Origin of the sequence: Pelagovum pacificum (assembly GCF_016134045.1) — a bacterium.
GTDB classification, from domain to species: domain Bacteria; phylum Pseudomonadota; class Alphaproteobacteria; order Rhodobacterales; family Rhodobacteraceae; genus Oceanicola; species Oceanicola pacificus_A.
In genome coordinates this window covers 3,761,604-3,788,462 of record NZ_CP065915.1, presented here as the reverse complement: position 1 = coordinate 3,788,462, position 26,859 = coordinate 3,761,604, and the positions used below count along the sequence as shown (strand labels likewise).

Here is a 26,859-nt window from a genome sequence, read left to right as displayed (position 1 = left end):
TCAAGCGCGCACCCTACGCGCCGCCCTCCAGCATTTCGACCGTGAGGTTGCCGTTCGTGTAGACGCAGATGTCCGACGCGATCTGCATGGCGCGGCGGGCGATCTCTTCCGCTGACAGGTCAGTGCTCATCAGCGCGCGCCCGGCCGCAAGCGCGTAGTTCCCGCCCGAGCCGATGGCGGTCACGTCATGCTCGGGCTCCAGCACGTCGCCGGCGCCGGTGATGACGAAGATTTCCTTGCCGTCGGACACGATCAGCATCGCTTCGAGCTTCTGCAGGTACTTGTCCGTCCGCCAGTCCTTCGCAAGCTCGACGCTCGCCCGTTGCAGCTGCCCCGGCGTCGCCTCGAGCTTCTTCTCGAGCCGCTCGAGCAGCGCGAAGGCGTCGGCGGTGGACCCGGCGAACCCGGCAATGACGTCGTAGCCGCCGGGGGAAATCCGGCGGACCTTGCGGGCGGTGCCCTTGATGACCGTGTCGCCGAGGCTCACCTGGCCGTCACCCGCGATGACGACCTTGCCGCCCTTGCGAACGCCGATGATCGTGGTGCCGTGCCAGCCCGGAAAGCTTTGCTCTGCCATGTGATCTCCTGTTGGTTGAGACCCCATATGGTTCACCGCCACCGGATGGACAAGGCGACGCCTCCGCATATAGCCTGCCGCAATGAGTGTCCCCCGGGTGGTCAATTTCTATCTCGAAGACGGCCTGAAACGCTCCGCGACGGGTCGACGGCACAATTTCATCAGCAAGCTGGTGGGTGTGCTGGAGGACGCCGATTACGACGTCGTCATCAACGACGATTCCGACGTCGAGGTCGCTCGCTCCCTCTCCCGCGAGGGCTACTCGATGTTTCACATGACGCGTCCGACGACCGAGCGCGGCCTCACCTTCCGTCGCGTCTACCAATATCCGTTCTGGCAGATCGAGAAGACCCCGGCCCGCTGGAACTGGCATGTCGCGAAGTCCAACGTCGACTGGTCCATCGTGCCAGAGGCGGAAGCCCGGCGCTTTCACGGCTACTGGCGCGACCGGCTGTTTCCCGACGTGTCGCAGGACATCGGCAGGGATGGCTTCGTCTATGTCCCGCTTCAGGGCAAGCTGACGGAGCGCCGCTCGTTCCAGGCCTGTTCGCCTGTCGACATGGTGAGGTCGGTCCTGACGCAGGATCCGGACCGCGAAGTTCTGGTCACGCTCCACCCGGATGAGACCTATTCCGACGCGGAGCTTGCCGCGCTGCACGCGATCAAGGATCGGCGCCTGACGATCGAGACGGGCATGATGGATATCGCCCTGTCACGCTGCGACTACGTGGTGACCCAGAATTCCGCCGCCGCGTTCAACGGCTTTCTGTTCGAAAAGCCGGCGGTGCTGTTCGCGAAGATCGACTTCCATCACATCGCCGCGAACGTGCTCGACCTCGGAGAGACGGCCGCGTTCGAAGCAGTGAAGGTGGCGGAGCCGGACTACGCCGGGTTTGTCTGGTGGTTCTGGCAGCACATGAGCATCAACGCCGGACGCCCGCACGCCGAGCAGAGCATCCGAACGCGGTTACTGGAAAACGGCTGGCCGCTCTGACCAACGAAAAAGGGCGCCCTCAACGGGACGCCCTCTTTGCAAAATCCGGGTCTGGCAGGATCAGATCGAGTCCTGGATCCAGCTCATCAGCGCCGCTTTCGGCGCGGCACCGGCACGGTTCGAAACGATCTCACCGTCCTTGAAGATGAACAGGGCGGGGATGCCGCGGATGCCCATCTGCGCCGGTGCATTCATGTTCTCGTCGACGTTGACCTTGGCGATCTTGATCTTGCCGTCCATCTCTTCCGAGATTTCTTCAAGTGCCGGCCCAATCTGCTTACAGGGACCGCACCATTCGGCCCAGAAGTCCACCACCACGGGGATGTCGGACTGACGCACTTCGGCGTCGAAAGTGTCGTCGGTGACTGCAACGGTTGCCATGAGGACTCTCCTTGGCCGCAATATCTAGGATGCGGAACGTAAGGAGGGGGCTCTCATGCGTCAAGGTGCGGAGGCCCGACGCAAGGAGGCCATGACCAGAGAGGTCGGCAACCGCATCAATTCTGGCACAGACGTCCAGAGGATCGCCGTCTCGATCGTCCGGCCCGGATATATCTGCCCAAGCGCCGCGGCATAGGCGCCCATCTGGCGCAAGAGGCCGTCCGGCGTGTCCTCCGGTCGCGACGGGGCGATCCGGTTCGTCTTGAAGTCGATGGCGAGGACCGTGTCGCCGGGGATCAGCAGGTCGATCGTGCCGTGCATTCGCCGCCCGTCGAGCTCCGCCAGCGCGGCGGTCACCGGAACTTCGGCAAGCGCATCCCGGAAAAGCGCGGACAGCTCCGGATGGTCGAGGATCGCTGCGGCACCGCGGACCAGATCTTCGGTCCCCTCGGGATCCTCGCCGTCGAACAGGGCCGCCGCCGTTTCTGACCACAGGGCGCGATCGAGGCCGGGGAGATGCTCCAGCAGCAGGTGCATCCGCGTGCCCCGCTCAAGCGCCTCGTCGAGGGTGCCGCCGTCCGTCTCACCCGGCATCACCTTCGCGCCGCCGAGCGCGGACGGTGACACCGTACCGGCCGCCGGAAGCGGTGCTGTGACCGTGGCGAACAAAGGCTCCGCCACGTCCTCGGCAACCTGTCGCGGCAGGTCGATCAGCGGATCGCCCGCCCAGTCACCGGTCTGGTAGCGCAGACCCTCGCCCGACGGGGTGACCAGTGGCAGGACCGGCATCTCCTCCAGCCCGGCGGCGACCATGTTGTACCAGCTCTTCTCCGGGCTATCGCCGACATCGCCGGAGGCGCAGACGATCAGCCACTTTTCCGCCCGCGTCATCGCGACGTAGAGCAGGCGGCGCCGTTCCCGCTCATCCGCGTCCGCCATGTCGCGCTTCAGGGGGGCAAGGCTGGCGGGCACGTTGTCGGAGAGCGGCCCCCAGACGGGCTGTTCCCCCACGTCCCAGATCGCGGGCGGATTGCCGGAGCGCCGCGTCGAGGTATCGGGCAGGATCACGACCGGGGCCTCGAGACCCTTGGAGCCGTGGACCGTCATCACGCGGATTGCGTGGCCGCGACCCTCCATCTGGCGTTTGACCTTCAGTTCGTCGGTTTCCATCCACGCGAGGAAGCCGGTCAGGCTCGGCACGGACGACCGCTCGTAAGCGAGCGCCTGTCCGACGAAGGCATCGATCCCGTCCTCCGCCTCCGCACCCAGCCGGTTCAGCAGCTTCCGCCGCCCGCCGTGCCGGACGAGGATTCGCGAGATCAGGTCGTAGGGCCGCAGGAAGTCGGACTGCCGGCGCAGATCGTCGATGATCGCGCGGGTCTCGGGGTGCGCGTCGCTCTCCCGCAGGGCCTGCCACAAGGTGCGCTCGCCCCTCGGGTGGGCAAGCGTGAAGAGGTCCTGCTCCGTCCAGCTGAACAGCGGCGACTTCAGTGCGGCGGCGAGCGACAGGTCGTCCTCCGGCAAGGCGAGGAAGCGAAGCAGAGCCGTGAGGTCCTTCACCGCGAGTTCGGTCATCACCGACAACTGGTCGGCGCCCGCGATGGCGAGTCCTTCCGATTTGCAGGCGCGGATGATCTCGCGGAACAGCATGCGCCGCCGTCGTACGAGGATCAGGAAATCGCCCTCGTGCAACCGACGTCGAACCGGGGTGCCGCCGGATTCGTCGGGGATCGTCTCGCCCCCGTCGATCAGTTGGCGGATGTGGCGGGCGATCTGGTTGGCGAGCACGACGTCGTGGTGGCTCTGACCCACGTGGTCGACGGGCCTATGCCACGGCTCGTCCGGGTCGCTGTCATCGCTTTTCGGCACCGGCGGCCAGAGATCGACACGACCGGGCAGGCGATCCTTGAACGGGCGGTGCAATACGTCCTCGTCCAGCCCCTCGCGGAACGGGCCGACGAATGTGCGGTCGACGAGCGACAGCACCGCTTCGGCCGAGCGGAAGGAGAATTGAAGCGGCTGTTCGACCAACGCTCGTCCGGATTCGGTCAGCCGTTCGGCGAACATGCCCCGCATCGAGTCGAACGCCTCCGCGTCCGCACCCTGAAACGAGTAGATCGACTGCTTCTTGTCGCCCACGACGAACAGAGTGCAGCGCCGGTCCTTGCCGCCGCCCGCCGCGAGCATTTCCTCGGTCAGCCGTTCGATAACGGACCATTGACCGGGCGACGTGTCCTGCGCCTCGTCCACGAGGATATGGTCGATCCCGCCGTCGAGACGGTAGAGCACCCATTGCGCCAGCGCAGGATCGTTGAGCAGGTCGCGCGTCTTGAGGATCAGGTCGTCGAAATCCAGCAGACCCCGGGCCAGCTTTCGCGCCTCGTACTCCGCACAGAAGGCATGGCCGAACGCATGGAGGTCGAGGCTCCGGCCAAGCGCGGCCTGTGCAAGCACCGGCTCCCGCAGGTCCTCGACATCCTGCATCAGCCCGTCGAGGTCGTCGCTCAAACCGGAATGCGCGGCGCGGGTCGCCTTCGTCGGGAACTTGCCGATCTTGGCGGTGAAAGGAGAGGCCGCGCCTTTCCCGGTCAGCAGCAGCGACACGAGAACGCCGAAGACCGCAAGATCGACCTTGTTCCGGCCCGATATGCGCGACAGGGTCGCCGCGGCCTTTACCTCGGACGACGACCCGGTGGCGAGGACGGCCTGAAGATCACGCAGGAGCGGCATCACGTCCGCACCGAATTCCCGGTCCAGTAGGCCGCCAACAGTCAGGCCCGGCTCGGCCCCGAGCAGACCGGCCAGAACCGCCTCGTCCGCAGGTTGGCGGAACAGCGTCCGCTTCACCGCGACTTCGCCCAGCAGCGCTCCGATGTCCGCACCCGTGAAGTGTCGGGCGATGCGCTCCACCAGTTCGGGCCGACGCTCCGCAAGGTCGTCGAGCACGTCGCGCCGAAGCAGGTCGGCGGCGCGGTCCTCCATTTCCGTGAACCGGGGCGACACACCGGCTTCCAGCGGGAAACGCCGCAGGACAGAGGCGCAGAAGGCGTGGATCGTCTGGATCTTCAGCCCGCCCGGTGTCTCGATCGCGCGGGCGAACAGGCGTCGCGCTTCCCCCGGATCGTCGGGCTGTGGTGCGCCGAGCCGCTCGAGCTCCTGCCGGAGCGCGCCGGCTTCCATCATCGCCCACCCGCCGAGCCGATCGAACAGGCGATTCTGCATCTCCGACGCGGCGGCCTTGGTGAAGGTCAGGCAAAGGATGTTCTGCGGATCGACCTTCTGCAGCAGCAGCCGCGCCACGCGATCGGTCAGAACGCGCGTCTTGCCGGATCCGGCGTTGGCAGAAAGCCATGTCGAATTGTCCGGATCGGCGGCACGGACCTGCGCCTCCGTCGCGTCATCGCGGGGGGTCATTGAATGTCCTCCGGCGTGAAGTCCGTCGCGCCGTCCCATTCGCCGCGCCGGGCGAGGTGGTCGTAGTCGCCGACCGACTCTTCCGTGAAGGCCCGTGCGCGGGCGGAATACCCCCTGTTCGGGTCTGCCCAGGCCCGGATCAGGGCGCGGAACTCTTCCCACACCTGGTCCGGCGGGGCCTCGTCCATCGGCGCGGGCACGATCGCGGGAGAACTGCCAAGCCCGATGAACTCCGCGATCACAGTGCGGCGGGGTCCGACCTCGGCGAATGCGCCGCGCGCGGCCATCGCCGCCTCCAGCAGAAGCTGCCGGTCGAAGCTGATTTGCTGCTTCTCGGTCGGCGGCTTGCCCGTCTTGTAATCGTAGAGGATCAGCTCGCCCCCCTCGGTCAGGTCGAGCCGATCGGCGAGGCAGGACAGCGTGAAGTCCGGGTCCCCGAGGTGAACCTTGCCGCGAAGCTCGAAATGCGACGGTGTCCCGACGGCGCGCCGTGCGACCTCTGTCTCGAGGAACCAGTCCGCGACCCTCTCGAACCCGGCAAGCCAAAGCTGCCGCTGCGCCGGCCACGGGCAGGAGTCGGTCAATGCGTCCCGCGCGGTCGCGACAAGCTGATCACGCGTCGCCGGATCCGCCGGGTCGTGCCCCGCCTTGATGAAACGCTCGAGCGCGCTGTGGATGATGATCCCGCGCAGGGGCGCATCCGGCTCCGGCACGAGAGGATCGAGCGCGGAGAGGCGCAGTACGTTGCGGGCGTAGATCGCGTAAGGGTCCCGGATCAGTGTCTGGATCTGGGTCACCGACAGGCGTTTCGGTCTCGCCTCCACCGGCGGACGAGGCGAAGGACGCGGCGCAGGCGGGACCGCGCGGTCGGGGGCCGACAGGCGTGCCGCCTTCGCGACCCAAAGCGCGCCGCGCGCCCGCATCGCCGCCAATGCCTCTGGCCCGCCGTTCGACGGCAGGCCGTTCATCAGGTTCGTAAGCCGGTTGATCCAGCGCGACGGCACGGTCGCCGCATCCTCCGACCGGGACGCGCGGCTGAGGACGACTTCCGCCCCCGCGACCGCCTGCTGGTAGTCATGCGCAGAAAGGCCAATGCGACGTTCGGGCAGCAACAGACCCGCTTTGTGCCGCATCGACCGGTTCATCCACGGATCCGGGCTCGGCACTTCCGGCCAGCTTCCCTCGTTGAGGCCGCCGAGGATCACGACCTCCGCCCCCTGCACGCGGGACTCGAGCGTGCCCCAGAAGCGGACGAGCGGATGCCCGGTCACCGGGTTGCGGACTTCGGCACCGCCGATGATGCCTTCGAACAGCGACAGGTAGTCGAGCGGCGACAGCGTGCCGGCGGCTGCCGCGTGGGCGCCGAATTCGGTCAGCACCTCCTGCGCCTTGCGGCCGGCGTCCCGCTGCCAGAGCTGGCTCGCGCCGTCGCCATGACCGGCGGCAAACGCTTCGGCGAGCGCAAGGTGAAGGGCGAGGTGATCGGGCGCGTCACGCTCGTCCTGCGCAGGAATCGTGTCTAGTCTCGCCGCCAGCCACGCGGCCCAACCCTCGCGGCCCGGCTTTTTCTCGGCCCAGGCGCGCAGGGTGTCGCCGTTCGGGAAGGGCGGCCCGTGGCGGCGGAGGTGAAGCTCCAGCTCACGGGTGTGGAGGAGGTGCGGCCCGCGTTCGCTGCCCCCGTGGCAGAGCGGATGCTTCAGCAGCGTCAGCAGCGCCTCGGACGTCAACCGGTGTGTCAGCAATCCGCCGACATGCCGCAGGAAGCGACCGGTCGGCGTTTGCGACAAGGGCTGGCCCGCGCTGTCGTCGGGTACGATCAGCCAGCGATCGAGCGCCGCTTCGACCTGCCGCGTCAGCATCCGGTCGGGCGAGATCAGCGAGACGGACCGGCCCTGTTCAACCGCATCTCGCATGACGAGGGCGATCGTCTCGGCCTCCGACCGGGGGCTCGGCGCCTCGATCAGCGTCACGCGCGAGGTAGCGCCTTCGATGTCCCGAAGCTCCGGACCTTCGATTTGCCACGCATCGGTCACGGGGGCGGGCCGCAGGCTGAGCGAGATCAGCCGATTGCGCGAGGCGCTCGCCGGCTCGGCATCCGTCCAAGGCTCTACATCGCGCCGCGATAGGCCAAGCCGGTCGAACAGCGCGCGGAAGCGGTATTGCGGATGGTCCTCCGCGCTCATGCCGTCGGTCATCGACTCCCAGACGGACCGGGGCAGATCGAAATCGAAGCCGGGCAGCACGATGGCCCCCTGCGGCAGTCTGGCGACGGCTTCCATGAACATCGCGGTGGCCCCGCGCGACCCGGTCGACCCCGCGATCAGCATCGGCTGGCCGGGCGGTGCCTCGGTCCATTGCGCGGACAGGCGTTCGACGGCGGCACGCTGCCGCGCCTCCGCACCAACAGCGCCGGCGAAGTAGGGTTCGACGATGTTCAGGAAGGTCAGGGTCCGCTGCCAGTGTTCCGACTGGTCGGACACGTCGAGCTGGCGGAGCGTATCGGGGTCGACGCCTTCGCCCTGCATCTCGTCCAGCAGGCCGGACAGGCTGTCGGCGAGGTCGAACAGGGCCGAGCGCGGTGCAAGCGTCGGATCCGCGTCAAGCAGGGCAGCGACGAGGCGCACGATCTCAAGCCGTCTCTGCATCTTGCCGACGGGCGGTGTGAGGCCCGGAACGGGCGCAAGCGCGAGGTCGGTGACCAGCCGCAACCGGGGCAGCAGCATCGGCGGCCCGGCATCGTAGACATCGCGGATCCGGCGCTGCATCCGCCGCGTGTTGAGATAGAGCTCGATCCGGGCGACATGCTCGGGCGGGAGGTGCGACGACCGTTCCCTCAGCCCGCGCACCAGCTCGGTTCCGAAATCGACACCGGGCGGCAGCGCGAAGACACGCGGGCCGGTCGACTCTGGGAAGATCATCGCAGGATCGCTTCGGCGAGGGGCAGGCCATCGGGCCGGCCCACGTCGCACCAGTCACCGGGATAGAGCAGACCGTAGGCCGTACCGCGCTCGATCAGCCTGTCCCAGAGCAGTCGCATGGAAAACACGTCCTCCCCGATGTCTGCCAGTCCGGCGGGATCGACGATCTGCGCGCCGGAATAGACCGGACCCGGACCATAGGCGATGCGCCCCTCACCGTCGAACAGGAAGTCACCCTTGCCGGTGTGGCCCTGTGCGTTCTCCTTCGGGATGCAAAGCAGCAGCGCTTCCATCCGGTCGGGCCGCCACGCGGCGCGCAGGAGCTCGAACGGGTTGGGGCCGCGCCAGGCGGAATCGGTGTTCATCGTGAAAACAGGGCCGGGGCCAAGCAGGGGCAGCGCATTGCGCAGGCCGCCGCCGGTCTCGAGGATGCGGTCGGCCTCGTGCAAGACCCGGAGGTCGCGCCCGGCGAGGTGAGTCTCGATCATCTCGGCCCGGTAATGGGCGTTCACCACGATGGGACCGAGACCGGCGGCTTCGCCCAGCGACAACGCATGGTCGAGAAGGGTCGTCCCGCCGACCTCGATCAGGGGTTTGGGCCGGTTTCGGGTCAGCTCGCCCATACGGGTGCCGAACCCTGCGGCGAAGAAAAGGGCTGCATTGGGGGTCACGTCCAGTCCGGCTCCGACTCGAGGAACGGCAGGCAAAGTCGGCTGAGGTCGGCCAGCGCCGGGTCTTCCAGCCTGCGGCAGAGGTGGGCGCGGACCCGTGGCACGAAGGCGAGGTACTTCGGCTTTCGGTCGCGACGGACGAGCCGCGCGAAGATGCCGAGGATGCGCAAGTTGCGCTGCACCGACAGCACCGCGAGCGCGCGGTCGAGTGTCGCACGGTCGCGCCCGGTCCGCTCGGCGAAGCGGGTCAGCACCGCATCCTTGGTCTCATCCTCCACATCGCGACGAGCATCATCCAGAAGCGAGGCGAGGTCATAGGCGGCGGGCGCGAGGAACGCGTCCTGAAAGTCGAGCAGTCCGACCTTCGCATCCCCGTCGAGGCGCGGCCGCCAGACAAGGTTCTCTGCATGGAAATCCCGAAGCGACAGCTCGTCGGGCGGGCCTGCGTGCCGGTCGAGCGCGGCGGCGATTTCAGTCTCTATCGCTGCGCGATTGCGCGGATCCAGCGTCACGTGCCAGTCGAACAGCGGCTCCAGCATCTGCGCGGCGCTCTCCGGCGTCAGCTGCAGAAGACCGTCGGGCGGCGGCGCGGACTGAACCTTTGCCAGCACGTCGGCGGCGGCAAGGTAGAGCATCTCTTCCTCGCCCGGCCAGACCTGAAGATGGTCGGCGAACAGGACGTGTCCGAGGTCTTCGAGGATCAGAACCCCGGTCGAGGTTTCAGCATGGATCAGCGCCGGCGCGGACAACCCGATGGACCGCAGGTGGCGCCCGATGGCGAGAAACGGACGCGTGTCCTCCCCTGTCTCGGGCGGTGCGTCCATCAGGATGCGGCTGCGCTCGCCCGAGGTGAGCCGCTCATAGCGCCGCCGCGATGCGTCGTGCGGCAGGGGTGTGCGGGTCCACGCGGCATGCCCCGTCTCGGCGAGGATTCGGGAAATCAGTCCTTCACGATCGGGCAAGGAGGTCCTCCAGTCGCCCGCTCCACGTGTCCGTCAGCTCGGCGGTGACACTGTGCCCCGCGTGTTCGACCGCGAACGCCAGCTGTAGCGCGTCGGCGGGTGCCATCTCTCCCAATCGGTCGGGCCATTCGATGAGGGTGATCGCTTCGGCGAACGCCGCGTCGAGGCCAAGCTCGACCAGTTCGGAGGTGTCACCGGTGCGATAGAGATCGCAGTGCCAGATCTCGTCGGCGCCGTCGCTGTATGTCTGCACCAGCGTGTAGGTCGGGGAGGGGACTTCGACGTCAGGGTCGCCCAGCCGTGACCGGATCAGGGCGCGAGCGAAGGCGCTTTTGCCCGCGCCGATCGGCCCGGACAGCAGGACGGCATCGCCCGGCATCAACAGGGGCGCGATGCGGCTGGCGAGCCGTTCGGTATCGGCCAGTCGGGGCAGGGCAATGGTGAGGGTCCGGGACGACATGCGCGCAGACTAGGCGGCTGCGACTCGGCTGCAAGCCTTTCTGCCCGCGGCGGCGTCGCGTCAGGGGCTACCGGTCGCGTAGAGGGTCGGCGGGATGGTGGAGATGCCACGCTCCTCCGTCGGGAGGGTGAAGCCGACCATGGTCGCCCCGCGCGGCAGGGGCACGACCCGGCAATCGACGGTGCGGCCGTCGGTGCGTCGTGTGCGACCGGTCCACGGCTTGCGCATCTCCGGATCGGTCGAGCTGGCGATGATGTCTGGCCAGAAATCGGTCGCGATGCATTGGGCCTTCCAGGTCTCCGCCTCGTCCCGAAGCTTCTGGTTCACGACGGGCACGGCGTCGTCCTCCCGGTCGCCGTGCCACAGCCGGTCGTAGGCGAGATTCGTGAGCGCGACAGTACCGCCGGGCGTGAAGACGACGATCGCCTCGTCCATCACGTCGAGCGCGCTGTTAGCGGTTTCGATCTGGCCGCGGAACCGCCGGGCAAGGGATACCTCGGCCGAGATATCCTCGAACAGGAAGGCGATTGCGCCGTCGGGATGTGGTCGGCCGGTGACGCGGAAGGTCTGGCCGCCGGGCAGCGCCCAGTTCTCGCAATAGGTGCCGTCGGTCGCCCGCGCCTCCAGTGCCGCGAGTTCATGCCGCCAATTGCCGTAATCCTTCGGTTCGGGCAGCATCCTCTGCTCTCTGAGCCGGTCGAGGAAGGTGCTGATCCCGGGCCGCATGGCGAGGAAATCGACCGGCAGATGCGTCAGCTCCATGAGGGCCGGATTGAACATCACCAGCCGCCGGTCCCGGTCGAAGATGGCCAGCCCGATGGCAAGATCGGCGAAGGTCTTCGACAGGGTCTGCACGAAGTTGCGCTGGGCTGCCTCCGCCTGGACGACCGCGCTGGCGGAAATTGCGAAATGCATCGACCCTGTTACGGCGCGAATGGTGGTCACATCGTACCACAGCGTCTCTCCCCCCGGCAGGTCGAGAGGCAGGCGATCCTCCTCCACGTCATCGGACGGTTCGGACGTGCCGACCTCCGCAAACAGCCGGCGCGGCGGCCAATCCTCCGCCTCGGTGCCGGAGACACTCGCGGCGGTCTGTAGATATGCCTGGTTCGCCCAGACCACCTGCCGCTTCTCGTTCTCGCGCCAGATCATCAGCGGCGCACCTTCGGCCAGGGCGCGCAGGGCCGTCAGTTCCTGCTCCATCGCGGATAGGGCAAGCGGCGCGAATGTCCCGCCGCTGCCCAGCGCACCGTAAAGGCAGATGCGCGTGAAGCCGTCCCATTGCTCCACATCGGCCCAGGAGTCGCCGTCGGGGGACGTCAGCCGTTGCCGCCCGTCTTGGCCGAGCATGGCGACACGCTCCTCGAAGTCGGGAAAGTGTCGGGCGAGCAGGTCCGTCAACGCGACCCAGTCGTCGGGTTGCGTGCCGCGCTGGCCGCGGAGCAGGTCGCGCGCCGGTCCGGTCGTGTCGGCAAGGCGGGTGCCGTCGAACAGGAAGGCGACGGAAGATTCCGCCTCGACCATCATCTGTCGGGCGAGCAACTTCCGTTCATCCGGGCGGCGCAACATCGTGACGATCGCCGCGATGCAGACGGACGCGGGCAGAAGCAGGGCCAACAGGTTCACAGCGGACATCGACGCTCCCTCGGACATACCGCGGAGGACCCTGCACAAGTAGTCTTAAGGCGCGGTTAATCGGCGCGCGCGGTCAGGCGGTGATCGGACGATTCTCTCCGAGTGCGGCCGTCTCGCCATCGCCCTTCCGGGGGCGCAGCCGGTCGATAGGCCAGACCACCTGCACGATGGCACCGCCGTAACTCCGCTCCTTCCGGCCGCCGCCGTCGCTGGCGAAGGACAGCCGCGCGCCGGACCGCTCCAGCAGCGTCTTGGCGATGAATAGGCCGAGGCCCATCCCTTCGTAACCCGGTCGCCTCTGCCGGTCCTCGCTGGCGCGGCGGTTGGTGACGAACGGATCGCCGATCCGCCCGATCAGATGGGCGGGGAAGCCCGGCCCATCGTCGCTGATCCGGATCGTCACAGTCGTCGGGGACCAGCGAACCGAGACGTGAACCTCGTCCCGGGCGAAGTCGACGGCGTTCTGCACGAGGTTGCGCAGGCCGTGAATCACCTCCGGCCGGCGATAGACCACGGGCTGCAGGTCGTCGCAGTCGGGTTCCGGTCCGATCTCGAACAGCACCGGCTTGCCGCGGTCCTGATGCGGCTCGGCGGCTTCCTGCACCACGGTTTCCAGTGGCGCGCGCTTCAGGTGCAGGTCGTCCTTCCCGGCCCGCCCCATGGAGCGGAGGATGTCGCGGCAGCGGTCGGCCTGCGAACGGATCAGCCGCGCATCGTCATAAAGATCGGGGTTGTCGGCGAGCTCTTCCATCAGCTCGGAGCTCACCAGCTTGATCGTGGCCAGCGGTGTTCCAAGCTCGTGCGCGGCGGCGGCAACGACTCCGCCGAGGTCGGTCAGCTTCTGTTCGCGGGCCAGCGCAAGTTGCGTCGCCAGCAGCGCGTCGCCCATCGCGTGCATCTCGTTGGTGACCTGCCGGGCGTAGACGGACAGGAACACGACGCCGATCACGAGGGCGAGCCAGTATCCGAACTCGAAGATCGGCGGCAGGATGAGTGGCAGGTCGGTCGGCCCCCGGATCGGCAGGCTGGTCAGCCCGAGCAGGCTGATCACGACGATGGCGAGCGCGCCGACGATGGCGGTACTGCGCAGATGCAGGACCGTTGCCGAAATCGTGACCGGGGCGAGGATCAGCAGCGCGAACGGGTTGTTCAGCCCGCCGGTGAGATAGAGCAGCGCGCCGAGCTGGAACACGTCGAACACCATCATCAGCGTCGCCTGCCGCTCCGACAGGCGCTTGTTTTCCGGGTTCAGGAACGTGGTGAACAGGTTGGCGAGGACGGAGGCGCCGATGGTGACGGCGGCTAGCCCCTCCTCGATATCGAGCCGGTAGCCGTAGATCGCGACCAGCATGGCGATGGTCTGGCCGGCGATCGCGATCCAGCGGATCACGACCAAAGTCCGCAGCCGCACCCAGTTGGACCGCTGGCGGTCCTGGAACATCTGGAACTCGGTATCCTCCATGTGCGGCGTTAACTCCCGTTGCGGCGGACTGGCACGACATTATGTCTCCCGAAGGACGGGAACAATGAAGGGCACCTGCATGAAACGGAACACGCTTCTCGCAACCGGCGCTGTCGGTGTCGTGGTTCTCGCTCTGGGCGGGACCTTCCTGTGGACCGAGTTCGCGGGTTCGACCGGCACCTATGCCCAATGCACGTCCGGTGCGGTTGGCGGCGACATCGGCGGCCCGTTCGAACTGGTGAGCGAAACCGGCGAGACAGTGACGGACGAAGATGTCCTGACCGAACCGTCGCTCGTCTATTTCGGCTATACCTTCTGTCCCGATGTGTGCCCGGTCGACACGGACCGCACGGCGACCGCGGTGACGATGCTGGAAGATCGGGGTTACGATGTGCAGCCGGTCTTCGTCAGCGTCGACCCGCATCGCGACACGCCGGAGGTGCTGACGGACTACACCGACGCGTTCCATCCCGACATGCTGGGCCTCACCGGCTCAAAAGAGCAGATCGACGCGGCGGCGCAGGCCTACAAGGTCTATTACAACGTCCATGACGACGAAGATCCGGACTATTACCTCGTCGATCATACCGCGATGACCTACCTAATGATGCCAGGGGAAGGGTTCATCGACTTCTTCCGCCGGGAGGCCACGCCGGAAGAGATGGCCGACCGGGTACAATGCGTTCTGGACGCCGCGAATTGACGCAATCCGGCCAGACGGTTACGACGAACGACAACCTTAACGGACAAAGGACCCGTTGGTGAGCAAGGACGAACTGGATCTGGGCGACGACCCGTCGCTGCTGCTGGTCGACGATGACGAAGCATTTCTCCGCCGCCTGGCCAAGGCGATGGAGAAACGCGGCTTCTCCGTCGAGATGGCGGAATCCGTCGCCGCGGGCAAAGCCATCGCGACCGCCCGTCCGCCCGCCTATGCGGTGATCGACCTCCGGCTGGAGGACGGCAACGGCCTCGACGTGGTGGAAGTGCTGCGCGAACGTCGCCCCGACTCCCGCATCGTCGTGCTGACCGGCTACGGCGCCATTGCGACCGCGGTCGCCGCCGTGAAGCTCGGTGCGACCGACTATCTGTCCAAGCCCGCCGATGCGACGGACGTCACGAACGCCCTGCTCGCCCGGTCCGACGCGCTGCCGCCGCCGCCGGAAAACCCGATGAGCGCCGACCGCGTCCGCTGGGAGCATATCCAGCGGGTCTACGAGCTTTGCGACCGCAACGTGAGCGAGACAGCCCGCCGGCTGAACATGCACCGCCGCACGCTGCAGCGCATCCTCGCCAAGCGGTCGCCCCGCTAACCCTTTTTCGCTTCGCTCCGCAGCCAGCGGATGAAGATGTCCCGCGCCGGTGAAACGGTGCCCGGTCGCGTCAGGATGCTGTAGGAGACGTCGGAGTCGATCTGCCGCGTGAGGATCACGAGCCGACCGGCGACGACTTCCTCGACCACGATCGGCAGCGGCAGAAGTGCGACGCCGATCCCGGCTTTCGCCGCTTCGCGCGCCAGTTCGGCGGTGTCGAAGGCGCGCACTTTCTCCTTCTCGAAGTCGATCCCGCTTTCGGCGGCCCAAAGCTCTTCCTCGCGGCCCATGTAATCGACGATCCACGTTTCACCGCTGAGTTCGGCAAAGCTGGAGCCGATCCGGTCGGAATACTTGGCAGTCGCACCGACGGCGACATGCCCTGCGGGAACGAGTTGCTCTATATCGACGCCCGGCCAGCCGCCGCGCCCGTAGCGGATGGCGAGGTCCATGCCGTCGGCCCGCAGATCGACGAGGTCGTTGCTGGGGATCAGTTCGAGCGCGACCTCGGGATGCTCCACCCAGAACCGTCCGATGCGCGGCATCAGCCAGTTCGCGGCGAACGATGGCGTGAGCGCGACTCGCAAAGCCCGGTTCGCGCCCTGTCCCAGAAGATCCCGCGTCGCGGATTCGACCAGCGCGAAGGCCTCGGTCAGCGCGCGGGAGAGCCCCTGTCCCTCGACCGTCACGGCCATCGCCTTGCCCTGCCGGGTCATCAACTGGACGCCGAAGTGATCCTCGAGCGACCGGACATGCTGGGCAATGGCGGCGTGCGTCACGTTCAGCTCCCGCGCGGCGCCGGAAAAGCTGCCGAGCCGGGCTGCGGCTTCGAACGCGCGAAGCGCCGAAAGCGAAGGGATGTCGCGCCAGTCCATCTGTTAGTCGTTCTTACACTACCGAAGTCTTCCTGACTCGTTATGTGGGGCGCCGGGCCATAGAACTATGGCATCGACGCAAGCCTGAAGGAGGCCACGATGCTTACGATACTTGCAGATGCCCTGATGAACGCAACCCGGACACGTCACGGAAAAGACATCCCCGGACAGCGTGACGACTGGTCCGACCGTTTCGTCCCGGAAAGCCGTCGCGGCAACCGGGGCCACCGGTTCAACGCCTTCCGCGATCTCTGGTGAGACGCGGCCACACACTGACCCTCGAAAGGAGCCTTCCAATGCTCGCAATCTACGCCGACACTTTCAACATCGCCGCCCGCTCGGACGCTCTGCCCGTCCGTGAAACCAGCACCCGCCAGCGCTTCCGCGACTATGCCGCGATCCGCTGGATCACCAAGGCGACGACGACTTCGATCTACCGCTGAGGTCCTCCCATAGAACCTTTCAGTAGAACCGAACATAAGACCCCTGACGACTGCGACGCCGATCCGGCAGAGCAGACAAAGCCGCCCGTAATTCCTTCCGTTCGTCCACGACTGTGATGCGACCGGCAGGTCGGGCGGCTTTCTTGTATCCGTCCGCTAGAGCAGTGCGAGAAGTGCCTCGTGCCGCGCGGTGTAATCGCGCCGCGCCTCGATCGGTGGCCGCAGCCTGATTTCGCAGATCTCGATCAGCTCACCGTCCGGCCGCCCGAAGAAGCGGGTCGCTTCCGCCTCCGAAAAACCTGCGATCCGGGTCGCCTCCATCCAGGCGGAAACCTTGTCCGCCTTCTTGATCTGCTTCTTCACCTGCACCGGCACCTGCGCCGGCAAGCCGAACCGCAGATGGATCGCCGCCATCAGCCGGTCGTCCAGCGCGCCGTAGCTTGGCCCCACCGCCGCCTTCACCGGAGAGATCATGTCGCCGATCACGTATTCCGGTGCATCGTGCAGCAGGGCGGCAAGCCGCCAGCGCGGCTCCGTCTTCGGGTTCTGGCGGGCGAAGATTTCTTCCACCAGCAGCGAATGCTCGGCCACGGAGTAGGCATAGTCGCCCATCGTCTGCCCGTTCCATCGCGCCACGAAGGCAAGGCCATGGGCGATGTCCTCGATCTCGATATCCATCGGGGTCGGGTCGAGCAGGTCGAGCCTCCGTCCCGACAGCATCCGCTGCCAGGCGCGGGCGGGTTTCGTCTGGGACCGTGGCATCGGGGCGCTCCGTCTGGTGTCGCTTCTCTCTACCCAAGCCGCCGCGGCGGAGGCAATCGGCGCTCAGTCCGCATCTTCCATGGCGACCGCAAGGTCAGGATCGCGGACCAGCCGTTCGGGGATGTCGAAACGCGGGCTCCGGTCTTTCCACGCGGTTGTCGTCCCCGCGCAATGCGCGAGAGAGAAGACATCGGAGATCGGCGCGAGCGTGCTGAGGCTGCCCCCGTAGTAATGCACGTTCCATCCGCCGAAGGCGCTGAGCCACCCTTTCGGTCGGGCGCACCACTTTGTCGGGCAGTCGCGATCCGGATCCGGTCGGTTGAGGTGAAGGTGCTGCGAACAGGGTTTCGGCTGGTCCGGGTCGGGATAGACCCACCGCCCCGGAATGCGCAGCCCGCCCGTCCAGTTGTGCGCCGCATCGAACACGGACGCGCCCGCCGGCCCCATGACAAGCTCGTCGATGTCGCAACTCAGCACCGCGTCCGCTTCCGACGCCATGTCGTTGCGGACGAGGTTCATCACCGCCGTCTGCAGGAACTGGAGGCGATATGCCTTTTCCGGCGTGATGAGCTTGTATCCATATGGAAACGGCACGCTCACCACGGCGGAAGCGCGAAACCCGGGGGTCATGCGAAGGACCTCGGCAAGGTCCGACGGTCCGTACGTGGTCGACCCGTTGTCGAACAGCACCGCCCCCGTCGCGCCATGCCGCCGCGCATGAAAGCGGCACCATTCCGCAATCCAGTCGAGCTCGTTGTCACGGCTGATCGCGGTGATGAGCCGCCCGTCACGGAAATCCGGCGCAATGCCGGCGCGAGTGGGGATCGGATGGATCTGCCCCTCATGCTCCCAGGTCAGGGTCGCAGTTTCAGCGCCCTTGATGAAGAGCCGCTCCGACCGGCCGAATGCCCGGCGCAGGACCTTCGTGCGTTTCCCGTCGAGGCGCAGGCCCTCCCGAAAGAGCGGCCAGAGATTGCGGAACGCGGGCGCGGTGATGACGAAGCCGCCGCGCGCCGGATCGTGGAAGCAATCGTAAAGCAGCGTCCGCCCGTCATAGCGGGCGTGGTACTCCTCGTCCCGCAACTCCGCGGGCACCGGGCTGTCGCGCCGCGTTGCGATGCCCTCCGGTAGCGACAGTCCCGGCAATTTCAGTTGGTGAACGACCATGCCGGGACCCGTTTCCGCTCGCGACCCGCACAGGCAACAGGCAAAGCCGCGTAAAAACCACTCAGTTCGCCGCGGAGTTCAAGATCGCGGGCACTTCCGGATATTCCAACGCGCCTGCGAGAGCCAGTCCCGGGTTCTACTCGAGGCCCAAGGGAGGGCCCGAGTAGCGCGACCCCTTGGGCCGCATCAGTCGAGGGAGACTGAACATGGCGATACGTTTCCTCACTACCGCGACGACGGCACTTCTCGGCGCAGCCCCCGCGCTGGCGCAGACCACCTGCCTCGAGCGGGAAAAGATGGTCACTATCCTTGGAGAAAACTACGAAGAGCAGCTTGTCGGGACCGGCCTGCACGGCAACGACAGCATCTTCGAGATCTTCCGGACCGAGGACGGCCAGACCTGGACGATCCTCAAGACATACCCGAACGGATGGTCCTGCGTGATGGCCGCGGGGAGCACCTGGCTCGACCTCGGAGAGCGCGCCTTTACCCCCGCCGAAGTCGAAAGCTGACGGCATGTAACCGGTCGCGTGTCCGCCCGGCGATCGTTGTTCAGTCACCTGCATCCTGCTAAGTCGCTTGCAACACGGGATCGCAGGGGAGCCAAAGCATGGCCAAGGACTACATCGTCAAGGATATCGCGCTGGCCGGATACGGCCGCAAGGAACTCGACATCGCCGAAACCGAGATGCCGGGCCTCATGGCGCTGCGCGAGGAATTTGGTGAGAGCAAGCCGCTGACCGGCGCACGGATCGCGGGCTCGCTCCACATGACGATCCAGACCGCCGTCCTGATCGAGACGCTGGTCGCGCTGGGCGCCGATGTGCGCTGGGCCTCCTGCAACATCTTCTCCACCCAGGACCATGCCGCCGCCGCGATCGCCGAAGCCGGCGTTCCGGTCTTCGCCATCAAGGGCGAGACGCTGCCGGAATACTGGGACTATGCCGACAAGATCTTCGACTTCCCCGAAGGCGCGAACATGATCCTCGACGATGGCGGGGACGCGACGCTCTACATCCTGATGGGCGCGCGCGTCGAAGCGGGCGAGACGGACCTGATCGCCACGCCGCACTCCGAAGAGGAAGAGGCGCTGTTCGCCCAGATCCGCAAGCGGATGGACGCGAACCCCGGCTGGTTCACCCGCCAGCGCGACATGATCCAGGGCGTGTCCGAAGAGACGACGACCGGCGTGCATCGTCTCTACGAGCTGGTGAAGCAGGGTCAGCTGCCGTTCCCGGCGATCAACGTCAACGACTCGGTCACCAAGTCGAAGTTCGACAACAAGTACGGCTGCAAGGAAAGCCTCGTCGACGGCATCCGCCGCGCGACCGACACCATGATGGCCGGCAAGGTCGCCGTCGTCTGCGGCTATGGCGACGTCGGCAAGGGCTCCGCCGCTTCGCTTCAGGGCGCGGGCGCCCGGGTCAAGGTGACGGAGGTCGACCCGATCTGCGCGCTCCAGGCCGCGATGGACGGGTTCGAGGTCGTGACTCTGGAAGACGTGATCGACAGCGCCGACATCTTCATTACGACGACCGGCAACAAGGACGTCATCCGCATCGAGCACATGCGCGAGATGAAGGACATGGCGATCGTCGGCAACATCGGCCACTTCGACAACGAGATTCAGGTCGCCAGCCTGAAGAACCACAAGTGGACCAACATCAAGGAACAGGTGGACATGATCGAGATGCCGTCCGGGCATCGCATCATCCTGCTCTCCGAAGGCCGCCTGCTGAACCTCGGCAACGCCACGGGCCACCCGTCCTTCGTGATGTCGGCCTCCTTCACCAACCAGGTGCTGGCGCAGATCGAGCTGTTCACCAAGGGCGACCAGTACGAGAACAAGGTCTACATCCTGCCCAAGCACCTCGATGAGAAGGTCGCCATGCTGCACCTCGCCAAGATCGGCGCGAAGCTGACGAAGCTCAGCGGCGAGCAGGCCTCCTATATCGGCGTGACGCCGGAAGGTCCGTTCAAGTCGGATCACTACCGCTACTGATCTCTCGGATCGTCGCGACAGAGTTCGAAGGCCCCCGCTCGTCCCGGCGGGGGCCCTCTTCTTTGTGCGTGTCAGTCGCGAACGGCCACGGAATGCCCTGTCTGCGCGAGGCAGGTCCGGTGGCTCCAATTCGATTTCAACTGGTCCGCCCGGCGGCGGCCATCTTTGGCCAACGCGACAAACCCCTGTATTTACTGAGTAATAATGGATCGAGTGGCGGAAATCCGCCTGTCCTAACGGCAACTCGCTGTCCTCTTCGGAACGGAATCACGGAGTCGCGTCTTGTTTGAGCAATCGCAATACGATGGAGGAAGGTACCAATGACCTACAAGACCCTCATGATTTCCGCCGCAACCGCCGCGCTTCTGGCAACGTCCGGTTACGCGCAGGATGCCGAGACGGATACCGAAGCCGAAGCGCCCGCCGCCGAAGCCGAGATGGACACCCAGATGGCTGAAGGCGAAGACGCCATGGCCGCTGAAGGTGAAGACACTGAGATGGCCGAAGGCGAAGACGCCATGGCTGCCGAAGGTGATGACACCGAGATGGCCGAAGGCGAAGACGCCATGGCTGCCGAAGGTGACGACACCGAGATGGCCGAAGGCGAAGACGCCATGGCTGCCGAAGGTGACGACACCGAGATGGCCGAAGGCGAAGATGCCATGGCCCCCGAAGGTGATGACACCGACATGGCCGAAGGCGACGCAACTGCCGAGCCGATGGCTGAAGACGGTGCCGAAACCGACATGGCCGAAGGCGAAGCTGCTGACCCGATGGCGACCGATGGCGGTGACATGGCCGCGACCGATCCCGCGATGGGCACCGACACCATGACGGGTGACGACATGGCAGCCGTTGCGCCGACCTTCACCAGCTTCGAAGAAATGACCGTTGGTGACGTCGTTGGCCTCATCGTTCGCAACGAAGCCGACGAGCGCGTTGGTGAGATCGACTACGTGATCCAGCCGGCTGAAGGCGTCGAAGCCGTGATCGGCATCGGTGGTTTCCTCGGCCTCGGCGAATACACCGTCGCCCTGCCGCTCGAAGACTTCGAGCTGGTCGATGGCGGTACGTCCCTGATGCTGCCGGGCGCCACAAAAGAGAGCCTGAAAGAAAACCCGGAATTCGACGAATCCGGTGTTGAAGGCATCGAGAATGACGTTCCGATCGCGGAACTCATGTAAGCCGACATTTCCCTTCCGAGGGAGGAAGAAGCCGGGCGGTCCCACCGCCCGGTTTTTTCTTTGCCCGGGCCAAGCCCTTGGCTAGGCTCTGCCTGCGACCCGCGCAGGGCGTCCACGGAACCAGGTGAGAGGGAGAGGGGCATGGGCAAACGAGACGATCTGATCGCGGAATATGCCGAGGATCTTCGCACGAAGTGCGGAATGGAGCCGGACATGGACCTGCTCACGAAGGTGACCATCGGCTGCGGCCCGACGATCTACAACCGTGATGCCTCGACTGTCGCCGCCAGCGACAAGGAGGAGCTGGAGACGATCCGCAAGAACTTCCTCGTCCGCAAGCTTGGCCTCGCCAATTCACCGGACCTGATGGATGCTATCGAGTCCGTGATCGAAACCTACGGCCGGTCGGAGCGGCAGAAGTTTCGCGCCGTTATCTACTACATGCTGGTGAAGCACTTCGGAAAAGAATCCATCTACGGCTGAGCCTTGTGGATTTGAACGAAATGCCCGGCGTTCGGCCTTTGCCCTCGTCGGGTTATCCGCGTTAGAACAACCCGTGAACGACCAGTATGGTCGAAACTCCGACAGGTCTTTCTTTCGCGTGTGTGGGTGTACGCGGGTGAGGCGGAGGGTTTCGACCAATGGCCGGAACCCTCCGTACTTCAGAACAGGCCAAGCACGAATCCCATGACGGTCGGCCCGATCACGGAATAGCCGCCATCCAGCACTGTCAGTAACGGTTTTCGCTTCGAGTAGGCGTAGTTCATCGCGACCCAAGGTGTGATGAAGAACAGCCCCACACCGAACCCCGTCACCGCGCTGGCCAAGACGCCTTCGATATCGGACGCCTCGAGCGTATGGCGCAACATGCCCGAGACGCAGAGCATGCAGATGAAGCCGATGATGAACGGCGTGATGCTGAAACCGCCGACGGGCTTACCATTCTCGTCGCATTCGATCTCCGCAGCGGCAAGCCACGGCTTCGACAGCTGCATGTACCAGACCGCCCCGACCGCGAAACCGGCAATCGCGGCAAGGATGATCGCAAGAATTCCCATTGTCAGACCCTCGTTTCTCCTCTGTCCGGGACAGAGGATGCCACGACCCCGACCGGGGGCCTAACGATTCCGCGAAGGGGCCTGTCAGCGCTCGGTCTTGCCCAGCTCGCAGATCACCGCCCATTCCTCGTCCGTCACGGGCTGCACGGACAGGCGCGTGTTGTTGACGAGAACCATGTCGCTCAACCGTTCGTCGGCCTTGCACATGTCGAGCGTGACCGGCGTCTTCATGGGCCGCACCGCCTTGATGTCCACGCACTCCCAACGGGGATCGTCGGTGGTGCTGTCGGGATGGATCTCGGCGCAGACTTCGACGATGCCGACGACCGCCTTTTCCGATTGCGAATGGTAGAAGAAGCCGAGGTCCCCCAGCTTCATGTTCCGCATGTGAAGCCGCGCGCCATAGTTGCGCACGCCGTCCCATTCCTCGCCCGCGTCGCCCTTGGCGACCTGGTCATCCCAAGACCACGTCGAGGGCTCCGATTTGAACAGCCACCTGGCCATGTCATTCCTCCTTCAGGGGACGCGACAGAAGCTGCTGCAACGCGTCGTCTACGTCCAGCACCCCGTTCACCACGTCCGCGACGAGACGGGTGATCGGCATGTCGATCTGCTCCTTCTCGGCCAGCCGGGCCACGGCAAGGGCAGTATGGACGCCTTCGACCGTGAGGCTCTTGTCGAAGTCCTCATGTCGACCCCACGCCAGCCCGAAACGGTAGTTGCGAGAGAGTTCGGACGTGCAGGTCAGGGTCAGATCGCCGAAACCGGACAGCCCCATCAGGGTCTGTGGCTCGGCCTCGAAGAATGCGGCAAGGCGCTGCATCTCGGCGAAGCCTCGGGTCATAAGCGCGGCGCGGGCGCTGTCGCCGTAGCCCTTGCCGATACAGGCGCCCGAGGCGATCGCGACAACGTTCTTCAGCGCGCCGCCAAGCTCTGCGCCGCGCGTGTCGGTGGTGCGATAGAAGCGGAGGCTCGGCGTCGTCAGCGCATGCTGCAGCCGGACGCCCGCCTCGTCATCACGGCAGGCGATGGTCAGCGCCGTGGGCAGCCCGCGCGCGATATCGGCGGCGAAGCTCGGCCCGGTCAGCATGGCCGACGTCGCGTCGGGCACCATCCGCTCCAGCAGGGTGACGGGACCGGCCATGGTCTCCACGTCGATCCCCTTGGCACAAGCGACGAGGGTCTTGCCCGACAGCCGCTCTCCGAATTGTTCGAGAAAAGACCGGAGCTGCTGCGCCGGGAGGGCAAGCAGGACCGTCTCGGCCTCGAAAACAGTGTCTATGTCAGCGGAAACCGCGATGTTCTCCGGCAGGGCAACGCCGGGCAGCCGCTTCGTGTTCTCGCGGATCCGCCCCGCCATCTCGGCGGCTTCGGGCGACCGCATCCAGAGCCCGACCGGCCCGTTGGCGGCCAGCGACACGGCGAGCGCCGTTCCGAACGCTCCCCCTCCTGCAACGACGATCATGCCTTCGCCCCCTTCTTTCCTGAGCCGAGCAACGCGGGCGCCGCGTCGTCGAGCGGCCAGCGCGGACGGGCCGCGAGGCTCATGTCGGATCGGCGGCCGAGCGTGAAAAGCTCCCCTCCGGCGTAGGCGATCATCGCCGCGTTGTCGGTGCAAAGTGCAAGCGGCGGGGCGACGAATTCAGTCTCTAACTCAGCGCAAACGGCCTGCAACGCGGACCGTATCGCGCCATTGGCCGCGACACCGCCAGCCACCGCGAGGGTCGGCTTTGCGGGCGATCGGTCGAGGTAGAGCGCCAGCGCGCGGCGGCTCTTCTCGGCAAGGATATCGCTGACGGCGGATTGAAAGCTCGCACACAGGTCCGCGCGATCCTGCTCCCGCAGCCCCCCGATCCCGGCCATCGCGCCGTCGCGCGCACGCAGCAGGGCGGTCTTGAGGCCGGAAAAGCTCATGTCGCAACCCGGCCGGTCGAGCAGGGGACGCGGCAGCGGAAACCGGGAGGGATCGCCGGCCGCGGCGCAGGCTTCGACACTTGGCCCACCGGGCTGAGGCAGGGCCAGCAGCCGGGCCGTCTTGTCGAACGCCTCGCCCGGTGCGTCGTCGATCGTGCCGCCGAGCCGCGTGAACTCCTCCGGGCCCTCGACCAGCAGGAACTGGCAGTGCCCGCCCGAGACGAGCAGCACGAGGTAGGGATAGGGCACGTCGTTCGTCAGCCGTGGCGTCAGGGCATGTCCGGCGAGGTGGTTCACCCCGATCAGCGGCTTGCCCGTCGCGGCGGCGAGCCCCTTGGCACACATCACGCCCGCCAGCACCGCACCGATCAGGCCCGGACCGGCGGTCACAGCGATACCGTCGACGTCCGACAGGGTCACATCGGCCTTCATCAGGGCCTGTTCGACGCAATGGTCGATCTTCTCCGCATGGGCGCGCGCCGCGATCTCCGGCACCACGCCGCCGAAGGCCGCATGCAATTCCGCCTGGCCGAGCACGACGGACGACAGCACGTCGCGGCCGCGCACCACGGCGGCGGCGGTGTCGTCGCAACTGCTTTCCAGTCCGAGGATGAGGGGAGTCTGCGTCATGGTCCGGTTGCTCATGGGTCGGGGGCAGGTAACACTCGCCCCGCTGCCGAACAATATGGCCCGCCGATGCGTCCTGTCCTCCTCGTTACACGTCCCGCGCCGGATGGCGCCCGTTTTGCGGAGGCCGTCGCCCGCGAAACCGGACAACCGTTCGATGTCCTGCAGTCGCCGCTGATCGGGATCCGCCCGCGCGACGTCTCGGTCGCCGAGCGCCCCGATGCGCTTGTCCTGACCTCCGCCAATGGCGCTGCGCAGATCGGACGGTTGCAGCTTTCCGGGCTGCCGGCCTTTTGCGTCGGCGACCGCACGGCGGCCTGCGCTGAAAAGGAGGGGGCGACAGCCGTGAGCGCCGGCGGCGATGCAGAGGCCCTGATCGCAACGATTCTCGCGCAGAAGCCGCTCGGTCGGCTTCTTCACCTAAGGGGCGCGCATTCCCGTGGCGACGTTGCAGGTCGACTGTCCGCAAACGGCCAGCCGTGCGAGGCCCTCGTGGTCTACGATCAGCAGCCGGAATCCTTGACAAGCGACGCTCGGAGGGCGCTTGCTGCGGAAGCTCCTGCCGTCGTGCCGCTTTTCTCCCCCCGGACGGCCGCGTTGATGGCAGATCAGGGGCCGTTTCGGGGGCAGCTCCACGTCGTCGCGATGAGCGAGGCGGTCGCGAAAGAGGCGGCACGGCTCTCACCTGCCTCACTTGTGATCGCATCGTCGCCGGAAGGTGCGGCAATGATCGCGTTGACCTCTCGTCGTTTGGAATACCTTCTGTCTGGGTGACCCCCGCTTGAGGCCGACCAACCAGCCGGATAGGCTGAGCGGCGGAGCGGGTTTGATAATTCAAGGGAAAGCGTGACTGTGGCCGAAGAACCAGACAAGGGATCGACCTCGACGGAGAAGTCCGACTCCGAAGCCCTGACCAGCATCGCCGGTCCCGAAGGTCGGACTTCCGACCAATCCGGGACGACTGTCGTTGAACGCCGGGGCGGCTGGATTCCCGCAATGATCGGCGGCCTGCTGGCCGGCTGCATCGGTTACGGCATCGCCTTTTTCCAATTCGGACCCGCGCCCGAGGAAGACACCACGCTGTCCGATACCGTCGCGTCGAACCAGACGGCGCTGGAAGAACTGCAGGCCGCTGTCTCCGGTCTTGCCGAAGGTCCGGACTTCGCACCGCTTCAGGAAGCGCTCGACGCGAATTCGAGCAGCGTGAGCGCGGTGACCGAACGGGTCGACGCGGTGCAGACCGAGCTGGGTGACACGCTGTCGGGTCTGACGGAGCAGGTGACCGCGATCGATGCACGCCTGACCGATATCGAACAACTGCCCGGCGCGGACGGATCGCTGTCCAACACCGCGGTAGAGGCCTACGAACGAGAGATCGCCGCGCTTCGGGAAGAAACCTCCGCCGCGGTCTCGGAACTTGGCGATCGGATGAGCGCGACCGAACAGAGCGTCAGCGAGCTTTCCGGTCAGGTGTCCGAACAACTCGCCGCGCTGGAGGAGGAAGCGACCTCCCTCGAAGCGGCAAGCGAGGAAGCCGCCGCCGAGGCCGCCGCCCGCTCCGCCCTGTCGCGCGTCCAGTCCGCTGTCGAAAGCGGCGCCCCCTTCGACGGCGCGCTGTCCGAACTCACGGCCGCCAGTGTTGTGGACACGGTGCCGCCAATCCTGTCCGAGTCGGCTGCCGAAGGTGTGCCGAGCCTCGGCGAGTTGCAGTCGACCTTCCCCGAAGCCGCCCGGTCCGCGCTGGCCGTCGCGCGCGATGAAGGTGTCGCCGGCGACGAGGGTGGCGCCAGCGGCTTCCTGCGCCGGCAGTTCAACGTGCGCTCCGTCGAGCCGCGGGAAGGCTCCGAGCCGGACGCCGTCCTGTCCCGTGCCGAAGCGGCACTTGGGGAAGGACGCCTGTCCGACACGCTTGCCGAGATCGAGACCCTGCCCGAAGTGGTCCGCGCTGCCATGTCGGACTGGATCGGCGAGGCGACCACCCGTTCCGAAGCTCTGTCCGCCGTGGACGAGCTGTCGCAAACCCTGACGTCGAATTGAGGC

The 26,859-nt window shown here is 66.3% G+C and carries 27 protein-coding genes; 11 read left to right on the top strand and 16 right to left on the bottom strand.

The features are described 5' to 3' along the window. Nucleotides 1-13: 13 nt before the first annotated feature. Nucleotides 14-577: an ATP-dependent protease subunit HslV gene (gene hslV / locus I8N54_RS18650; RefSeq protein WP_140195111.1), complete on the bottom strand. Its 564-nt coding sequence runs from the start codon at nt 575-577 to the stop codon at nt 14-16. A gap of 82 nt (nt 578-659) precedes the next feature. Between hslV and I8N54_RS18645 the strand changes: the two genes are divergently transcribed. Next, nucleotides 660-1,571 carry a glycosyltransferase family protein gene (locus tag I8N54_RS18645; RefSeq protein WP_140195113.1) on the top strand — a complete coding sequence of 304 codons (912 nt, stop codon included), beginning with the start codon at nt 660-662 and terminating at the stop codon, nt 1,569-1,571. A 60-nt stretch (nt 1,572-1,631) separates the two neighbouring features. Here the strand turns inward: I8N54_RS18645 and trxA are convergent, their stop codons facing one another. From trxA to regB, 8 genes are all read right to left on the bottom strand, one after another. Continuing rightward, on the bottom strand, nt 1,632-1,952 hold the full coding sequence (gene trxA / locus I8N54_RS18640; RefSeq protein WP_140195115.1) for a thioredoxin: 321 nt from the start codon (nt 1,950-1,952) through the stop codon (nt 1,632-1,634). A 60-nt stretch (nt 1,953-2,012) separates the two neighbouring features. After that, on the bottom strand, nt 2,013-5,366 hold the full coding sequence (addA, locus tag I8N54_RS18635) for a double-strand break repair helicase AddA (protein WP_140195117.1): 3,354 nt from the start codon (nt 5,364-5,366) through the stop codon (nt 2,013-2,015). Continuing rightward, nucleotides 5,363-8,284, bottom strand: coding sequence for a PD-(D/E)XK nuclease family protein (locus I8N54_RS18630; RefSeq protein WP_140195119.1), 2,922 nt, complete (start codon nt 8,282-8,284; stop codon nt 5,363-5,365). Before I8N54_RS18630 ends, addA begins: the two co-directional genes overlap by 4 nt. Next, complete coding sequence (locus tag I8N54_RS18625; protein WP_331459713.1) at nt 8,281-8,955, bottom strand: nucleotidyltransferase family protein; 675 nt, start codon at nt 8,953-8,955, stop codon at nt 8,281-8,283. The genes I8N54_RS18630 and I8N54_RS18625 overlap by 4 nt, the downstream gene beginning before the upstream one ends. Then, entirely contained in the window at nt 8,952-9,917 is a 966-nt protein-coding gene (locus I8N54_RS18620; RefSeq protein WP_140195121.1) for an aminoglycoside phosphotransferase family protein, read from the bottom strand. Before I8N54_RS18620 ends, I8N54_RS18625 begins: the two co-directional genes overlap by 4 nt. Beyond that, the gene (gene tsaE, locus I8N54_RS18615; RefSeq protein ID WP_140195123.1) at nt 9,904-10,377 is read right to left on the bottom strand and encodes a tRNA (adenosine(37)-N6)-threonylcarbamoyltransferase complex ATPase subunit type 1 TsaE; all 474 of its coding nucleotides are present in this window, start codon (nt 10,375-10,377) and stop codon (nt 9,904-9,906) included. The genes I8N54_RS18620 and tsaE overlap by 14 nt, the downstream gene beginning before the upstream one ends. 60 nt (nt 10,378-10,437) lie before the next feature. Next, nucleotides 10,438-12,012 carry a PAS-domain containing protein gene (locus tag I8N54_RS18610; RefSeq protein ID WP_197097574.1) on the bottom strand — a complete coding sequence of 525 codons (1,575 nt, stop codon included), beginning with the start codon at nt 12,010-12,012 and terminating at the stop codon, nt 10,438-10,440. Between the two features lie 73 nt (nt 12,013-12,085). Next, nucleotides 12,086-13,474 carry a sensor histidine kinase RegB gene (gene regB, locus I8N54_RS18605; RefSeq protein ID WP_140195127.1) on the bottom strand — a complete coding sequence of 463 codons (1,389 nt, stop codon included), beginning with the start codon at nt 13,472-13,474 and terminating at the stop codon, nt 12,086-12,088. Between the two features lie 79 nt (nt 13,475-13,553). Between regB and I8N54_RS18600 the strand changes: the two genes are divergently transcribed. Next, nucleotides 13,554-14,177, top strand: a complete 624-nt coding sequence (locus tag I8N54_RS18600) for an SCO family protein (RefSeq protein ID WP_140195129.1) — start codon at nt 13,554-13,556, stop codon at nt 14,175-14,177. A 58-nt stretch (nt 14,178-14,235) separates the two neighbouring features. After that, nucleotides 14,236-14,787, top strand: a complete 552-nt coding sequence (locus tag I8N54_RS18595; protein ID WP_140195131.1) for an ActR/PrrA/RegA family redox response regulator transcription factor — start codon at nt 14,236-14,238, stop codon at nt 14,785-14,787. Here the strand turns inward: I8N54_RS18595 and I8N54_RS18590 are convergent. Continuing rightward, complete coding sequence (locus tag I8N54_RS18590) at nt 14,784-15,662, bottom strand: LysR family transcriptional regulator (protein ID WP_140195133.1); 879 nt, start codon at nt 15,660-15,662, stop codon at nt 14,784-14,786. The two genes, I8N54_RS18595 and I8N54_RS18590, sit on opposite strands and share 4 nt — an antisense overlap. A 99-nt stretch (nt 15,663-15,761) precedes the next feature. Between I8N54_RS18590 and I8N54_RS18585 the strand changes: the two genes are divergently transcribed. After that, the gene (locus tag I8N54_RS18585; protein ID WP_197097575.1) at nt 15,762-15,920 is read left to right on the top strand and encodes a hypothetical protein; all 159 of its coding nucleotides are present in this window, start codon (nt 15,762-15,764) and stop codon (nt 15,918-15,920) included. 38 nt (nt 15,921-15,958) lie between these two features. Continuing rightward, nucleotides 15,959-16,105: a hypothetical protein gene (locus I8N54_RS18580; RefSeq protein ID WP_197097576.1), complete on the top strand. Its 147-nt coding sequence runs from the start codon at nt 15,959-15,961 to the stop codon at nt 16,103-16,105. Nucleotides 16,106-16,261: 156 nt separating this feature from the next. On the opposite strand, the gene I8N54_RS18575 is transcribed toward I8N54_RS18580, so the two are convergent. Together I8N54_RS18575 and I8N54_RS18570 are read right to left on the bottom strand one after the other, a co-directional pair. Then, nucleotides 16,262-16,867 carry an HD domain-containing protein gene (locus I8N54_RS18575; protein WP_140195135.1) on the bottom strand — a complete coding sequence of 202 codons (606 nt, stop codon included), beginning with the start codon at nt 16,865-16,867 and terminating at the stop codon, nt 16,262-16,264. A 63-nt stretch (nt 16,868-16,930) separates the two neighbouring features. Beyond that, on the bottom strand, nt 16,931-18,034 hold the full coding sequence (locus I8N54_RS18570) for a hypothetical protein (RefSeq protein ID WP_140195137.1): 1,104 nt from the start codon (nt 18,032-18,034) through the stop codon (nt 16,931-16,933). 206 nt (nt 18,035-18,240) lie between these two features. On the opposite strand from I8N54_RS18570, the gene I8N54_RS18565 reads away from it, so the two are divergent. The 4 genes from I8N54_RS18565 to I8N54_RS18550 all read left to right on the top strand — a co-directional run bounded on the left by I8N54_RS18565 (nt 18,241) and on the right by I8N54_RS18550 (nt 21,703). Next, complete coding sequence (locus I8N54_RS18565; protein ID WP_140195139.1) at nt 18,241-18,546, top strand: hypothetical protein; 306 nt, start codon at nt 18,241-18,243, stop codon at nt 18,544-18,546. 98 nt (nt 18,547-18,644) lie between these two features. Next, nucleotides 18,645-20,036, top strand: coding sequence for an adenosylhomocysteinase (gene ahcY, locus I8N54_RS18560; RefSeq protein ID WP_140195141.1), 1,392 nt, complete (start codon nt 18,645-18,647; stop codon nt 20,034-20,036). Nucleotides 20,037-20,356: 320 nt separating this feature from the next. After that, nucleotides 20,357-21,220 (top strand): hypothetical protein, encoded by an 864-nt coding sequence (locus tag I8N54_RS18555; protein ID WP_140195143.1) that lies wholly within the window; start codon nt 20,357-20,359, stop codon nt 21,218-21,220. Nucleotides 21,221-21,361: 141 nt separating this feature from the next. Then, nucleotides 21,362-21,703, top strand: a complete 342-nt coding sequence (locus I8N54_RS18550) for a DUF2853 family protein (RefSeq protein WP_140195145.1) — start codon at nt 21,362-21,364, stop codon at nt 21,701-21,703. 179 nt (nt 21,704-21,882) lie between these two features. Here the strand turns inward: I8N54_RS18550 and I8N54_RS18545 are convergent, their stop codons facing one another. From I8N54_RS18545 to tsaD, 4 genes are all read right to left on the bottom strand, one after another. Next, nucleotides 21,883-22,278: a DUF1761 domain-containing protein gene (locus I8N54_RS18545; protein ID WP_140195148.1), complete on the bottom strand. Its 396-nt coding sequence runs from the start codon at nt 22,276-22,278 to the stop codon at nt 21,883-21,885. 84 nt (nt 22,279-22,362) lie between these two features. Further along, nucleotides 22,363-22,782: an EVE domain-containing protein gene (locus I8N54_RS18540; protein WP_140195150.1), complete on the bottom strand. Its 420-nt coding sequence runs from the start codon at nt 22,780-22,782 to the stop codon at nt 22,363-22,365. Between the two features lies 1 nt (nt 22,783). Further along, entirely contained in the window at nt 22,784-23,743 is a 960-nt protein-coding gene (locus I8N54_RS18535; protein ID WP_140195152.1) for an NAD(P)H-dependent glycerol-3-phosphate dehydrogenase, read from the bottom strand. Next, nucleotides 23,740-24,822 carry a tRNA (adenosine(37)-N6)-threonylcarbamoyltransferase complex transferase subunit TsaD gene (gene tsaD / locus I8N54_RS18530; protein WP_140195154.1) on the bottom strand — a complete coding sequence of 361 codons (1,083 nt, stop codon included), beginning with the start codon at nt 24,820-24,822 and terminating at the stop codon, nt 23,740-23,742. Before tsaD ends, I8N54_RS18535 begins: the two co-directional genes overlap by 4 nt. Nucleotides 24,823-24,888: 66 nt before the next feature. On the opposite strand from tsaD, the gene I8N54_RS18525 reads away from it, so the two are divergent. Both I8N54_RS18525 and I8N54_RS18520 read left to right on the top strand, forming a co-directional pair. Beyond that, nucleotides 24,889-25,593 (top strand): uroporphyrinogen-III synthase, encoded by a 705-nt coding sequence (locus I8N54_RS18525; protein ID WP_140195156.1) that lies wholly within the window; start codon nt 24,889-24,891, stop codon nt 25,591-25,593. Nucleotides 25,594-25,671: 78 nt separating this feature from the next. Further along, nucleotides 25,672-26,856, top strand: coding sequence for a COG4223 family protein (locus I8N54_RS18520; protein ID WP_140195158.1), 1,185 nt, complete (start codon nt 25,672-25,674; stop codon nt 26,854-26,856). The last annotated feature ends 3 nt before the right edge of the window (nt 26,857-26,859 follow it).

Bases quoted from the DNA above. Each gene is read 5' to 3' on its own strand.
- hslV (WP_140195111.1), bottom strand. From the start codon at position 577: ATGGCAGAGCAAAGCTTTCCGGGCTGGCACGGCACCACGATCATCGGC.
- I8N54_RS18645 (WP_140195113.1), top strand. From the start codon at position 660: ATGAGTGTCCCCCGGGTGGTCAATTTCTATCTCGAAGACGGCCTGAAA.
- trxA (WP_140195115.1), bottom strand. From the start codon at position 1,952: ATGGCAACCGTTGCAGTCACCGACGACACTTTCGACGCCGAAGTGCGT.
- addA (WP_140195117.1), bottom strand. From the start codon at position 5,366: ATGACCCCCCGCGATGACGCGACGGAGGCGCAGGTCCGTGCCGCCGAT.
- I8N54_RS18630 (WP_140195119.1), bottom strand. From the start codon at position 8,284: ATGATCTTCCCAGAGTCGACCGGCCCGCGTGTCTTCGCGCTGCCGCCC.
- tsaE (WP_140195123.1), bottom strand. From the start codon at position 10,377: ATGTCGTCCCGGACCCTCACCATTGCCCTGCCCCGACTGGCCGATACC.
- I8N54_RS18610 (WP_197097574.1), bottom strand. From the start codon at position 12,012: ATGTCCGCTGTGAACCTGTTGGCCCTGCTTCTGCCCGCGTCCGTCTGC.
- regB (WP_140195127.1), bottom strand. From the start codon at position 13,474: ATGGAGGATACCGAGTTCCAGATGTTCCAGGACCGCCAGCGGTCCAAC.
- I8N54_RS18600 (WP_140195129.1), top strand. From the start codon at position 13,554: ATGAAACGGAACACGCTTCTCGCAACCGGCGCTGTCGGTGTCGTGGTT.
- I8N54_RS18590 (WP_140195133.1), bottom strand. From the start codon at position 15,662: ATGGACTGGCGCGACATCCCTTCGCTTTCGGCGCTTCGCGCGTTCGAA.
- I8N54_RS18585 (WP_197097575.1), top strand. From the start codon at position 15,762: ATGCTTACGATACTTGCAGATGCCCTGATGAACGCAACCCGGACACGT.
- I8N54_RS18580 (WP_197097576.1), top strand. From the start codon at position 15,959: ATGCTCGCAATCTACGCCGACACTTTCAACATCGCCGCCCGCTCGGAC.
- I8N54_RS18575 (WP_140195135.1), bottom strand. From the start codon at position 16,867: ATGCCACGGTCCCAGACGAAACCCGCCCGCGCCTGGCAGCGGATGCTG.
- I8N54_RS18570 (WP_140195137.1), bottom strand. From the start codon at position 18,034: ATGGTCGTTCACCAACTGAAATTGCCGGGACTGTCGCTACCGGAGGGC.
- I8N54_RS18565 (WP_140195139.1), top strand. From the start codon at position 18,241: ATGGCGATACGTTTCCTCACTACCGCGACGACGGCACTTCTCGGCGCA.
- ahcY (WP_140195141.1), top strand. From the start codon at position 18,645: ATGGCCAAGGACTACATCGTCAAGGATATCGCGCTGGCCGGATACGGC.
- I8N54_RS18555 (WP_140195143.1), top strand. From the start codon at position 20,357: ATGACCTACAAGACCCTCATGATTTCCGCCGCAACCGCCGCGCTTCTG.
- I8N54_RS18550 (WP_140195145.1), top strand. From the start codon at position 21,362: ATGGGCAAACGAGACGATCTGATCGCGGAATATGCCGAGGATCTTCGC.
- I8N54_RS18545 (WP_140195148.1), bottom strand. From the start codon at position 22,278: ATGGGAATTCTTGCGATCATCCTTGCCGCGATTGCCGGTTTCGCGGTC.
- I8N54_RS18540 (WP_140195150.1), bottom strand. From the start codon at position 22,782: ATGGCCAGGTGGCTGTTCAAATCGGAGCCCTCGACGTGGTCTTGGGAT.
- I8N54_RS18535 (WP_140195152.1), bottom strand. From the start codon at position 23,743: ATGATCGTCGTTGCAGGAGGGGGAGCGTTCGGAACGGCGCTCGCCGTG.
- tsaD (WP_140195154.1), bottom strand. From the start codon at position 24,822: ATGACGCAGACTCCCCTCATCCTCGGACTGGAAAGCAGTTGCGACGAC.
- I8N54_RS18525 (WP_140195156.1), top strand. From the start codon at position 24,889: ATGCGTCCTGTCCTCCTCGTTACACGTCCCGCGCCGGATGGCGCCCGT.